The 12,012-nt window shown below is 67.5% G+C and carries 16 protein-coding genes; 12 read left to right on the forward strand and 4 right to left on the reverse strand.

The window, feature by feature from the left end:
- Positions 1-47 precede the first annotated feature (47 nt).
- The 7 genes from BSG17_RS05365 to BSG17_RS05395 all read left to right on the forward strand — a co-directional run bounded on the left by BSG17_RS05365 (position 48) and on the right by BSG17_RS05395 (position 2,361).
- Complete coding sequence (locus BSG17_RS05365; RefSeq protein ID WP_089821764.1) at positions 48-317, forward strand: 50S ribosomal protein L37ae; 270 nt, start codon at positions 48-50, stop codon at positions 315-317.
- Positions 317-451, forward strand: coding sequence for a DNA-directed RNA polymerase subunit P (locus BSG17_RS05370; RefSeq protein ID WP_089821766.1), 135 nt, complete (start codon positions 317-319; stop codon positions 449-451). The genes BSG17_RS05365 and BSG17_RS05370 overlap by 1 nt, the downstream gene beginning before the upstream one ends.
- A 4-nt stretch (positions 452-455) precedes the next feature.
- Positions 456-767, forward strand: coding sequence for a KEOPS complex subunit Pcc1 (locus BSG17_RS05375; RefSeq protein WP_089821768.1), 312 nt, complete (start codon positions 456-458; stop codon positions 765-767).
- 7 nt (positions 768-774) lie between these two features.
- Entirely contained in the window at positions 775-1,239 is a 465-nt protein-coding gene (locus tag BSG17_RS05380; protein ID WP_089821770.1) for a halocyanin domain-containing protein, read from the forward strand.
- A gap of 194 nt (positions 1,240-1,433) precedes the next feature.
- Positions 1,434-1,823 carry a prefoldin subunit beta gene (locus tag BSG17_RS05385; RefSeq protein WP_089821771.1) on the forward strand — a complete coding sequence of 130 codons (390 nt, stop codon included), beginning with the start codon at positions 1,434-1,436 and terminating at the stop codon, positions 1,821-1,823.
- Positions 1,824-1,836: 13 nt separating this feature from the next.
- Entirely contained in the window at positions 1,837-2,085 is a 249-nt protein-coding gene (locus tag BSG17_RS05390) for a DUF3194 domain-containing protein (RefSeq protein WP_089821773.1), read from the forward strand.
- 72 nt (positions 2,086-2,157) lie between these two features.
- Positions 2,158-2,361 carry an HVO_0649 family zinc finger protein gene (locus BSG17_RS05395; protein ID WP_089821775.1) on the forward strand — a complete coding sequence of 68 codons (204 nt, stop codon included), beginning with the start codon at positions 2,158-2,160 and terminating at the stop codon, positions 2,359-2,361.
- Between the two features lie 64 nt (positions 2,362-2,425).
- Here BSG17_RS05395 and BSG17_RS05400 read toward each other — a convergent pair whose 3' ends face one another.
- The 3 genes from BSG17_RS05400 to BSG17_RS05410 all read right to left on the reverse strand — a co-directional run bounded on the left by BSG17_RS05400 (position 2,426) and on the right by BSG17_RS05410 (position 5,669).
- Positions 2,426-4,417, reverse strand: a complete 1,992-nt coding sequence (locus tag BSG17_RS05400; protein ID WP_089821777.1) for a DUF2070 family protein — start codon at positions 4,415-4,417, stop codon at positions 2,426-2,428.
- Positions 4,418-4,503: 86 nt separating this feature from the next.
- A complete protein-coding gene (locus BSG17_RS05405) occupies positions 4,504-5,055 on the reverse strand; it encodes a GMP synthase subunit A (protein WP_089821779.1) in 552 nt (183 codons plus the stop codon).
- A gap of 77 nt (positions 5,056-5,132) precedes the next feature.
- Positions 5,133-5,669 carry a DUF7097 family protein gene (locus BSG17_RS05410; protein WP_089821781.1) on the reverse strand — a complete coding sequence of 179 codons (537 nt, stop codon included), beginning with the start codon at positions 5,667-5,669 and terminating at the stop codon, positions 5,133-5,135.
- A 16-nt stretch (positions 5,670-5,685) separates the two neighbouring features.
- On the opposite strand from BSG17_RS05410, the gene BSG17_RS26780 reads away from it, so the two are divergent.
- From BSG17_RS26780 to BSG17_RS05430, 5 genes are all read left to right on the forward strand, one after another.
- Positions 5,686-5,832, forward strand: a complete 147-nt coding sequence (locus BSG17_RS26780; RefSeq protein ID WP_170864715.1) for a hypothetical protein — start codon at positions 5,686-5,688, stop codon at positions 5,830-5,832.
- Positions 5,833-5,905: 73 nt separating this feature from the next.
- Complete coding sequence (locus BSG17_RS05415) at positions 5,906-8,620, forward strand: PEP/pyruvate-binding domain-containing protein (RefSeq protein WP_089821782.1); 2,715 nt, start codon at positions 5,906-5,908, stop codon at positions 8,618-8,620.
- Positions 8,621-8,701: 81 nt separating this feature from the next.
- Positions 8,702-9,049 carry a DUF192 domain-containing protein gene (locus BSG17_RS05420; RefSeq protein WP_089821785.1) on the forward strand — a complete coding sequence of 116 codons (348 nt, stop codon included), beginning with the start codon at positions 8,702-8,704 and terminating at the stop codon, positions 9,047-9,049.
- Between the two features lie 193 nt (positions 9,050-9,242).
- Positions 9,243-10,778, forward strand: coding sequence for a (R)-citramalate synthase (locus BSG17_RS05425; protein WP_089821787.1), 1,536 nt, complete (start codon positions 9,243-9,245; stop codon positions 10,776-10,778).
- Positions 10,779-11,105: 327 nt separating this feature from the next.
- Entirely contained in the window at positions 11,106-11,426 is a 321-nt protein-coding gene (locus BSG17_RS05430; RefSeq protein ID WP_244531485.1) for a DUF8081 domain-containing protein, read from the forward strand.
- Between the two features lie 11 nt (positions 11,427-11,437).
- Here BSG17_RS05430 and BSG17_RS05435 read toward each other — a convergent pair whose 3' ends face one another.
- Complete coding sequence (locus tag BSG17_RS05435; protein WP_139246553.1) at positions 11,438-11,620, reverse strand: hypothetical protein; 183 nt, start codon at positions 11,618-11,620, stop codon at positions 11,438-11,440.
- Between the last annotated feature and the right edge of the window lie 392 nt (positions 11,621-12,012).

The raw sequence follows: 12,012 nt of genomic DNA on the forward strand, positions 1-12,012 counted from the left end.
GGCGACTCGTAGCCTTTTTGTGTCCGCTGGCGGTAACTCGCAGTACTATGGCCGACAAGAAGGCACGAAAGACCGGGAGCTCCGGCCGGTTCGGCGCCCGCTACGGGCGTGTCGCACGGAAGCGCGTCTCCGACATCGAGAACGACATGCGCAACGCCACGGTCGACGGCGACGACGTCAAGCGCCTCGGCGCAGGCATCTGGGTGAACGAGAAGACCGGTGAGAAGTTCACCGGCGGCGCTTACCGCCCCGAGACCCCCGGTGGCCGCACCGTCAAGCGCTCGATCCGCGCGGCGCTCTCGACCGACGAGGAATAATGAGTTACAAGTGCTCCCGGTGCAAGCGCGACGTAGAACTTGACGAGTACGGCGGCGTCCGCTGTCCGTACTGCGGTCACCGCGTCCTCCTGAAGGAGCGCGGCGGCGACATCAAGGAAGTCGACGTCCAGTAGCCGCGTGGAGCACCACGACGCACAGTCGGGCCGCGATGGATCGCGTGCCCACACCGCCTCTCTCTCTTTCGACTACGCCGACGAGCGGCGCGCACGGACCGTCGAACGGAGCGTCGCCGTCGAGGTCGGCGACATCGACGACGCCCGCTCGGGGGCGACGGTCGCCCACGAGGACGACACCGTCACGGTGACGGTTCGGGCGAGCGACCTCGTCGCGCTCCGCGCCGGCGTCAACTCGTGGACGCGCATGGTCGGCGTCGCCGAGGACGTCGCCGTCGCCGCCGAATCGAAAGGCACGTCTCGGTCGACTCGCTAGCGCACGTATGGAACGACGTGCCTTCCTCACGACGCTCGCCGTCGGAACCGTCGGCGTCGCCGGCTGTCTCGGCGGCGGCAGTGCCCAGTCCTCGTCGGGGGGCTCCGGCGACTCGGGGAGTTCAAGCGAGTACGACGGCTGGTTCGACAACGTGTCGAACTACGACGGAACCGTCGACCGGACGGGACAGGACGAGGTGACCGTGAAGGTCGGGACGCAGGCCAACGGTGGCGGCAACGGGTTCGGCCCGGCCGCAGTCGAGGTGACCGCAGGGACGACCGTCGTCTGGAAGTGGACCGGCGCGGGCGGGACACACAACGTCGTCGCCGAAGACGGGAGTTTCCAGAGCGACTACGCCACGAAGCAGGGGGCGACCTTCGAACACACGTTCGCGGAGACGGGGACGTACACCTACTACTGCAAACCCCACCTCGGGATGGGAATGAAGGGCGCGGTTCGGGTCGTCGAGTAGTCACGACCTCTCGCGGCAGCGAGTAGCCGCGACACCGAGAAATCGTCTCGCATCGCGACGCCGAAACGGCCGCCGTGTCCCCATCACCGGCGACTCGGCGACGGATCACCTCCCGGTCGACACGACGACGGTGGGGGGTGCGCTCACGAGACGGAATACGGGGCTTTTTCACTCCGGGACTCATCCGTCAGACCATGCAGGGTAATCTACCGCCGGACGCACAGGAGAAGATCGAGGAACTGCAGGACCTTCAGGAGACGGCTCAGCAGCTGACCGCCCAGAAGCAGCAGGCCGAGACGACGCTCTCGGAGTCCAAGAGCGCCCTCGAGGCACTCGACGACATCGACGAGGACACCACCATGTACCGCGAGGTCGGCGAACTGCTCGTCGAGACGGACTACGAGCAGGCACACGACTCCCTCGAGGAGAAGGTCGACAGCCTCGAGATCCGCGTCGAGCAGCTCGACAAACAGGAAGAGCGCATCCAGAGCCAGTTCGAGGAGCTCCAAGAGGAGCTCCAGCAGATGCTCCAGGGCGGTGCAGGCGGCGGCCCGATGGGCCCCGGCGGCGCCGGCGGCGCGTAAGCGCACCTAGTCGATGAGCGATCCAACGGACGAAGAGGTCGTCCAGACCGCGGCCGAAGCCGCGGAGGGCGTCATCTTCAAGCACTACAAGCAGTCCGACGTCAAGGACTTCGACGTCACCGTCACGTTCGAAGACGGCGTGTTGGACGTCGACGTCTATCTGAACGCGCCGGGGGACGAGGTCGACCCCGACGCGGTGGCCGACGAGGCCGCCAGGACGGCACAGGACGCCGTCGACGACCTGTTTACCGAGGCGGAGTAGTCGTTCTCCCGTCTCGTCTCTCCACCACTTTCGAGGCAAAGCTTAATCGCCCCGAGTGTGAACTGTTATCACATGGCAGCCGAGCGTGGAGCGGGAACGACGGCGCTGGATCGACTCAGAACCCACTACGACAACGTTGACATGACCTGTCCGGAGTGCGGGTACGAAGACACCGACGGAAGTTGGCGCAGTGAGATGAGTGGCAACCGGGTCGACTACCAGCATCTGTGTCCGAGTTGTGGGGCGATCCGTCGGCGGTCGATCCGACTCGACTGATCGGCGCTGTCCTTGACGCCGTCGAGAGCGACCGTAACCGCAGAGCGGTGGCGCAGTGGTGCGCTCAGGCCAGGAAGAAGATGAGCACGCTGACCACCATCGCCGAGAGGATGACCGCGGCGGCGAACGCTCCGCCCATCGAGACGGCGACGTTCGCGTGACTGGCGAGCGTCTCGGTGCGGTCGTTGCCGAACACGGTGACCGTGACCTCCTCGACGGCCATCCCCGCAGTGACCGGTTCGCAGTCGGCGCGCGCCTCGGCGACGAGATCGGCGATGCGGTCGAGCAGCTCGTCCTCGTCGAGCGCGGCACCGACTTGGTTGTCCGCCTCGACCGTGTTGACGATGTGCGTGTCGGTGGTCATCACCTCGACCGCGTCGACGGCTCGGGGGGCTGCCCCGTCGGCGGCGACGGCTCGTCCGGTGGCCGTCTGCGTGGCCGACTCGTCGGTGAGCGCCGTCACGATACGGTCTCGGAGCCCCGGCTCCATGTTGTTGCCGTCGACGAGGACGTACGCCGTCGTCTGGTCGGCGACCTCGGTGACGGCGACGCGGACGCCGAGCGGACCGATCCCTTCCCGGGGCGTCCAGTCGGTTCGGTCCCAGGCGGTGCCGAGCGAGAGGTCTCCCCGTCGAGCGTCGTCGATCGCCTCCCCGGCGAGCCCCGCAGCGTGGATCATATCGAACGAGCGTCTGCTTCCAGGGGTGACGTGACCGAGATCCGGGCCGTCCAGCCCGTTGTTCGAGTTGTGGGCGTCGACGAGCAGGACGTCGTCTAGCCCGTGCGTCCGGGCCTCCGTCGCGGCGGTGAGACCGACTCCGTACTCGACGTCGTCGGCGAACGCCGGCGCGTAACTGGAGACGAGCACCGCGTCGTCGCCGAACCCCTGTCCGAGCATCTTCGCCTCGCCCGACTCGGTTCGGACGCTCGCGGTCGCCTCGCTGGTGTACTCGATGCGTTCGGCGGCGTCGTCGACGGCGTCGAGGATGGTGTCGACCTCGCGCTCGGTGACGAGGTTGAAGTCGTGGCCGGCGGTCGCGTGCGGCGGAAACGCCAACCCCTCCGAGCGGCGTGCGGCCCGTTCGGGGAAGTTACCGCCGCCGATCTCGCCCATCGGACCGGGGTGGATCATCGGGAGGACGAACCGGGCTTTCTCCTCGACGTCGGCGTCGGCCTCGGTGTCGGCGCGACGGAACGAGAGGACGGTGACGGGGACGACCGCCTCCTGGCCCAACTGCTCGAAGAAGTCCTCCAGCTCGCGCGACCCCTCGGCGATGTGGCCGATGAACCCTCGGATGAAGTCGAGGACGGAGACGCCGAGGCTGTTGCGCCACGGACGGTCGACGACGTAGAGGAAGGCGTAGACTGCGGTGGCGTAGATGACACACATGATCCCGAGCAGTCCGAAGTGACTCGGCTGGATCGCGGAGAGTGCGGCGGGCGCCTGATCGGAGCGAGCGAGATACTGTCCGACGTAGGGGATGAGATACGCGTCGAGGATCGGCCCGCCGAACTCGAAGAGGCGGAGCGTCCCGCCGTAGATGAACAGCAGTACGGCCGAGGCGACCGTCTGGATGCTCGCCGGGATCGACGCGACCAGCATCGACGACCGCGAGACGGCCATGATGACCAGCAGGCGGAGCGCGAACACCGACGCGAGCGCGACGACGAGAGCGTTGAAGACGAACCCCTGACCGAGCGGGAGGAACACCGACGCGATGGCCGCGACCGTGACGACGGCGACGATGATGACCTCACACGCGAGCGCAAGCAACGACGAGCGGTTGGGGGTGAGTCGGCCGCCGACGAACCGGTCGACGCCGGTCGTCCCGAAGGCGGCGATCACCGTCGGCACGCCGATGAAGAAAATACCCTCCCAGGCGTCCCGCCCGAGCAAGAAGAGCCCCGACCACGTTCGTTCCGGGACGCCTGTCTCGAAGGCGGCGACGCCGGCCATCGCGGCGACGAGGAGGGCGAACGCGAGACTGGAGTACCATCTCGGCGCACGGAAGATGAACCGCGACAGCCCAGCGAGATTGCTCTGCGTCGCTGTCATTAGCGCGTCTTTTCTCGGCCTCCGTCTAAAACTCTCGCACTTTCTCGAAGCGAGTACCGTCGGCCACTACCGAACGCGAAGCGACGCTACTGCGAACAGACGTCGACGAAGTTCTCGAACAGTTCCTCTCCCTCGGCGGTGTGGGCGACCTCCGGATGCCACTGGACGCCGTAGAGATCTTCCTCGGCGTTGCTCATCGCCTCGATCCCGCAGACGTCGCTCGTCGCGGTGTGCGTGAACCCCTCGGGGAGTTCCTTCACCTCGTCGGCGTGACTCGCCCAGACGCGGGTCTCCGGTGCCAGCGACCCGATGAGCGGGTCGGTCTCGTCGAGCACCTCGACGGTCACGTCGGCGTAGCCGCCGTAGTCGCCGGAACCGACGGTCCCGCCGAGTTCCGTCGCGATGATCTGCAGACCGAGGCAGATGCCGAGCACCGGAACGTCCATCTCCAGATACTCCGCACAGCGGCCGATGCGGCCCATGTTCGGGCCGCCGGAGAGCACGAGGCCGTCGGCGTCGATCTCCGCGGGCGGCGTGGTGTTGTCGACGATCTCCGTGTCGACCCCGAGGTCGCGCAGTGCGCGCCCCTCCAGATGCGTGAACTGTCCGTGGTTGTCGATGACGACGATTCTGGTCATACAGCGAGTTGGACGGACGCGCCTAAAAGTCAATCGAACTCCGGTTGTTTTGCGCATCCCTGTGCATCACTCCCGCGTCAGTCGGGAGCGTCGTCGTCGAACCGGTCGCGCGCCGACCGGAAACCGAACTCCTGCATCTCCTTGCCGCGACGCTCCTCGCGGGCGGCGATCGCCTCCGGGTCCGGGCCGGCGTCGTCGTCGATGCGAGCGAACGAGTCGTGGACCTTCGCGTGACACCACCGACAGAGCGCGACGGTGATCTCGTGGCTCACCTCCTCGCCCTCCGACCCGCCGTTGCCGTACGAGAGGTGATGCTCCTCGAGGAGCGGCCGGGTCGACTCGTGGGCCATCCGCATCTCTTCGAGGCCACATCTCACACACGACTCGCCGTCAGTGGTCGCCCGATAGTGCGGACAGTCCTGCCAGTTACAGCCTTCCTCGCCGACTAGACAGGCGTAGTCGTCGGCGCGACGGGCGGCGGCGAACTCGGGGTCGTGCCCGGCGTACTGGAGGGCGTAGCGACACCGGCCGTCGTCCGTCAGATGGTCGCAGCGTCCCGCCACCTCGTAGGGGTCGTCTACGCCGACCGGCGTTCCAGTGGGCGTCTTCTCCATGGGAGCGGTTGCGTCCGTGCGTGTTTCAATCCATCTCTCGGACGCCGATCGCGACACCGTCCACCGAGTCGCAGCGCGTCGGTCAGACGCGTTCGACGCGACCGAACGCGACGAGCGGGAGTCGCCCCGCGAACTCGGACAGTTCACAGTAACCGACTTGTAGCTGGGCGGTCAGTATCGGACAACTCTCCTCTCCGGCTGACCGGCGAGACAGGGAGAGACGGAGCTATTCAGTGATGGACGTTCACAATAAATCGGACGAGGTACAGTGGCTCGACGCGGTCGGGCGTGCGGACCTCCCGCTGGTCGGTGGGAAGGGGGCGAACCTCGGGGAGCTGCTCCGGGCCGGACTCCCGGTGCCGCCGGGGTTCGTGGTCACGACCGCCGTCTACCGGTCGCTGGTCGACGCTCCGGCCGTTCGCGAGGCGCTCTCCCGACTGGAACGTCTCGACGCCGACGAGAGTGCCGCGCTCGCGGCCGCGGCGGCGGAGCTCCGCTCGGCCATCCGAGCCCAGGAGCTCGCCGCGTCGGCGCGAGACGGGCTCTCGGCTGCGCTGGACGCCGTCGATCCGGGAGAGACGTACGCAGTTCGGTCGAGTGCGACGGCCGAGGACTCGCCGACCGCGTCGTTCGCCGGGCAGCACGAGACGTTTCTGGGCGTCGACGCGGCGGACGTCCCCGACTGCGTCCGCGAGTGCATGGCGAGTCTGTTCACCGACCGCGCCGTCTCGTATCGAGCGCACGACGACGTCGCCCACAGCGACGTCGCGATGGCCGTCGTCGTCCAGCCGATGGTCGAGGCGGAGGCCGGGGGGGTTCTCTTCACCGCGGACGCGGAGACGGGGAACCGACGCGTGAGCACCGTCGACGCGAGTTTCGGTCTCGGCGAAGCGGTCGTCGGTGGCGACGTCACCCCGGACCACGCTCGGGTGGACACGGAGACGGGCGAGATCCTCGCGTACGACGTCGCCACCAAGGACGTCGCCGTCCGCTCTCGCGGGATTGCCGACGACGCGGACGAGACGACCGGCGTGGAGACGGTCGAGCTATCGGCGAGGGAGCGCGAACGACGCGTCCTCTCGGACGAACAGCTCCGAACGCTCGTCGGACTCGGCGAGCGCGTCCAGACGCTGTTCGGCACGCCGCAGGACGTCGAGTGGGCACTGGTAGACGGTGCGTTCGTCCTCCTGCAGTCGCGGCCGATCACCGCGCTGTTCCCCCTCCCGTCGCCGCTGCCCGACGACGACAGACTTCACGTCTATCTGAGCATGGGCCACATGCAGGCGATGCCGGAGGCGTTGCCGCCGCTCGTCTGCGACTTCTGGCGGGACTGGGTCGATTCAGCGATGGCCGCGTTCGGAGTCGCCACCGTCTGGCCAACTCCAGCAATCGAGGCGGGAAGTCGCGTCTACGTCGACGTGACGCCGTTCGTTCGGAGCGATACGGTCCGCGACGAGCTGATCGACGGACTCGCGGCCATCAGCGAACCCGCGTCCACCGGTCTGGACGACCTGACGGCACGACGGTCCGAGGCGTTCGAGAGCGCCGGGCTCTCTCTCTCGGCACTGCCGAAGCTCGTGAGGCCAGCGTGGCAGGTGTCGACGCTCGTCGTCGCGGTGATTCCCGGTATCGCCAGCGGTGTCGTCCAGGCGTTCACCAGCGAACCGACGAAACAGGACCTCGAGGAGACGTGGCGGGAGTTGAGTAAGACGTTCACCGCGGAGGTCGCTCGTGCGGAGACGCCGGCTGAGCGCGCTCGCGCAGTATTCTCCAGCACGGACGTCACGGGCATCGTCACCGAGATGTACCCGAAGGTCGCCCCGCTGTACGTCGCCTTCGCTATCGGTGGCTGGCTCAAGCGGGCGTTTCCGGAGACACAGGCGGACGTCAACGCCGTCGGGAGCGGCTTCGAGCGCGACGTCGTCACCCGCATCAACCTCGGTCTCGGTGACCTCGCAGACGTCGCTCGCGAGCACCCCGCGGTCGCCGAGGCGCTTCGGGAGCGACGCTCGCTCGACGGGATTCGGACTGTCGACGGCGGCGACGTCTTCGTCGCCGCCGTCGAGTCGTTCCTCGACGAGTTCGGCCACCGCGCGACCGGCGAACTCGACCTCAGTCGGCCGCGCTGGCGCGAGGACCCCTCCGGATTACTCGCGATCGTTCGCGCAAACCTCGCACACGAGGAGGCCGGCGACCACCGCGAACGGATTCGACGACTGGCTGCCGAAGGAGAGGTAGCGGCGACCCGTCTCGAACGACGGGCCGATCACGGACCCCTCGGACCGCTCCGAAGCCGGCTCGTCCGTCTGCTCGTCCAGACGTACCGTAACACCGTCTACACGCGCGAGTACCCGAAACACGAGGCCGCCCGGGCGTTCACGACGTGGCGGCAGGCACTGCTCGACGCCGGGCGCCACCTCGTCGACGCGGGACGACTCGACGATCCGGAGGACGTGTGGTTCCTCCACGCGGACGAACTGTTCGCCGCGCTCGACGGCGAGTCGGTCGACGTGGACGTCGCCGCTCGGAGACGGGAGTTCGATCGTCACACGACGCTGGACGCGCCGCCGGTACTGACGAGCGAGGGCGAGACGATCCGCGGGAGGTTCGACCGGACCGACGTTCCCGACGGTGCGCTCGTCGGCACGGGCGTCTCTGCGGGTGTCGTCGAAGGGCGCGCCCGCGTCGTCCGCGACCCGACCGAGGCGACGGTCGAACCGGGCGAGATACTCGTCGCCCCCTCCTCGGACCCCGGGTGGACGCCGCTGTTTCTGAACGCGGCGGGCATGGTCGTCGAAGTCGGGGGGCCGGTCAGCCACGGAGCGCTCGTCGCTCGCGAGTACGGCCTTCCCGCCGTCGTCTCCGTCCACGGCGCAACGAAGCGAATCCAGACGGGACAACGGCTCCGAATCGACGGATCGCGAGGAACCGTCGAGATACTGGACGACTGAAGACGACGGAACGAGAGCGTCAGTGAAGCGTTCCGTCCCTTCTCCAGATAGTTTTTGACGCGGTGACGACAGGGTTGACTCGTGCAGCTTATCCACGAGTCGACGGACGGTATCCGAGTGCTCGCCAGCGACGTCGACGTCGCAGACGGCTTTCTCGCCCAGGCTCGAGGGTTGATGTTCCGGCGCTCGGTTCCCGACGACTACGCGCTGGCGTTCCCGTTCGACGGCCCGGGGACGCGCAGCCTCCACATGGTGTTAGTCCCGTTCCCTATCGACGCGCTCTGGGTCGTCGACGGCGAGGTGGTGAAGACGAAACGACTCGCGGCGTGGACCGGACTCGGGTGGGGCACCGCCGATACCGTCTACGAGCTCCCCGCGGGGACCGCAGCAGGCGTCACAGTCGGCCTCGAGTCGGACGGACAGCTCTGACCGGCGATGGACGACGATGAACGACGATGGAGGTTGACACCAAATGCTGTTCGAACCCGCTCCTTTATGCTACCCGAACGCATGGTGGCGAGTACAATGTCGGAACACACCCCGACAGACGAGGATAGAGTAAGTCGCCGCGAGGCGGCTGGCCGTGAAATTCTCCGAGTCGACTAACGCTTCAGACCACACCGTGACCGATCTATTCCGGGGTTCTCCCGAGGTTCCCCTCACTTCTGACAGACATGTACAGCTTCTCGACACCACACTCCGCGACGGCGAGCAGGCACCGGGCGTCTCGCTGACGCCGGCGGAGAAGGCCGACATCGCGCGTGCGCTCGACCGCGCGAGCGTCTCCGTCATCGAGGCCGGTAGCGCCTGCACGGGCGCGGGCGAGCGCGAGACGATCCGCCGCGTGACGGAGCTCGGTCTCGACGCCAAGGTGACGAGTTTCGCCCGCGGCGTGCAGAACGACATCGATCTCGCGCTCGACTGCGACGTCGACGGCGTCACACTCGTCGTACCCGCCAGTGATCGCCACGTCGAGACGAAGGTCGGGACGACGCGGGACGACGTGGTCGCGAAGACCGAGGAGCTCGTCGCCTACGCGAAAGACCACGGGCTCTGGGTCGAAATCCTGGGTGAAGACGGCTCGCGAGCCGATCTGGACTTCCTCGAGCGGCTCGCCGCTGCCGGTCTCGACGCCGGTGCCGACCGCTCGTGTTTCGCCGACACGGTCGGCCACACCAGCCCCGAACACACCTACGAGGCGGTCTCTCGACTCGCCGCACTGGGTCCGACGAGCACGCACACCCACGACGACCTCGGACTGGCGATGACGAACGTCTACGCCAGTCTCGCCGCCGGCGCCGATATGGTCCACACGACCGTCAACGGTATCGGCGAGCGCGCGGGCAACGTCGCACTCGAGGAGGTCGCCATCGCGCTCCACCACTGCTACGACGTCGAGACGGTGAAACTCGACGAGGTGTACGACCTCGCGCAGTTGGTCGCACAGTCGACCGGCGTCGACCTCGCGCCCAACAAGGCGGTCGTCGGCCAGAACGCGTTCACGCACGAGAGCGGCATCCACACCGACGGGACGCTCAAAGACGACTCGATGTACGAGCCGTACCCGCCGGAGACCGTCGGTCGCGAACGCCGTCTCGTCCTCGGGAAGCACGCCGGCCGCGCCGGCGTCCGCGCCGCACTCGAGGAACACGGTGTCGACGTCGACAGCGACGAGCTCTCGGCTGTCGTCGAGCGCGTCAAGACGCTCGGCGACCGCGGTAAGCGCGTCACCGACGCCGACCTGCTCACCATCGCCGAGGAGGTCCAGGGTCGCGAGCGCGAACGCCGGGTCGAACTCAAAGACCTCACCGCCGCGAGCGGCGGCGGGACGCCGACCGCGAGCGTCCGCCTCCTCGTCGACGGCGAGGAGCGCGTCGCCTCGGGCACCGGCAGCGGTCCCGTCGACGCCGCAGTCGAGGCTGTCCGTTCGGCGCTCGGCGCGAGTGCGAACGCACAGTTGGACTCCTACCACGTCGACGCCATCACCGGCGGCACCGACGCGATGGTGACCGTCGAGGTACAGATGACTCGCGACGACCGGACGGTGACCGTCGCCGCCTCCGACTCGGACATCACCCGCGCGAGCGTGGTCTCGATGGTCGACGCGCTCGACCGCCTGCTCGCCTCGGAGCCGGCACCGACACCCGCCGACGACTGACGGCGACGGGACTGACCCGTCTTCGCTCCTCACGCACCTACACGCACGTAGTCGAGACTGTCGCGTCGCCGAGTGGACTCTTGTCGTAGACACCGGCACGCGGCCCGAAGTGTGCGAGAAAGCCGCGGCCACGTGCGGTGCGGTTCCGTCGCGTCGCAGAGGTGGCCTAACGCAACGACCGTGTGACAGAACACCAGAACTCGGCACGATAGCGCAGATAAGCGCGTCGGAGTCGCACGGCTGGACGGGAGGTCCCCCTCCGTTCGTCGCCGCCGGCGGAGTCGCGATGTCGACCGGTTCATGTGTCTCGGTCGACTACGGCGGAGCGTGTGCGACTACGTCGTCGACGTGAAACCGTCCGCCCGCCGAACGAACGGTGCCGTCGGCGCCGCCGTCTGTCGGACGGGGTCGCGCCGACGGTTCGACAGTCGGGCGGACGCCGAGGCGTGGGCGAGCGAGCTCTCGGAACGCGGCGACGGACGCGTCTGGATCCGCCGGGCCGACCCCGACGACCGGTCGGCCGCGGACGCCTACCTCGTCGGCCGGTATCCGCGCCCGGAACTCGACGGCGCGTACGACAAGCGTCGCCGACGACTGCGCGCCCCGTCGGTCGAACAGGTCGGTCTCGGAGCGTACGACGCTCGGTAGCTCCGAACGGATCAGTTGACGCCGTCGGCGACGAGATACGTTCGGTTCGCCCGCCGTTCTAGACGGACGGTCGCGTCGGCGAGTTCGTCGTCGACGTACTCGGCGAGCGTCGCGGCGTCCATCTCGGTGACGTCGATGCGCCGGTTGCCCGTCGTCGCGGCCGCGGTCGGACTGGTGGTGTGCAGGATGTCCATATCCGAGGATGCGAGGGGAACGGACTTGTAGTTCATCCAAGCAGAGTGAAAGTGAAACTGTCGGACTGCGGGGACCAGTGACTGTGAGTGACACGCTCCAGCGAGACACGTTTTCACCGCGAGCGATACGGGCGTCGCTCGCGGAGTGGTGTCCGTGAGAAGCGCCGAGAGTGAGGTTTGAACCACGGTCGCTCACTGCCGTTCGCTCCCTGATTCAAATCACACGGAGACGGACACAGTGACTCAGGTAGTCCGAGAGACAGAGTGGTCTCTCAAGGACTGAGTTCACTGAGAAGCGCCGAGAGTGAGAGTTGAACCACGGTCGTTCCGTTCGCTTCCGCTCACTTCACTCTCTGGTTCAAACCTCACGGTCTCGTACACAGGGACACCGA

It is taken from the genome of Halogranum amylolyticum (assembly GCF_900110465.1).
GTDB lineage: Archaea > Halobacteriota > Halobacteria > Halobacteriales > Haloferacaceae > Halogranum > Halogranum amylolyticum.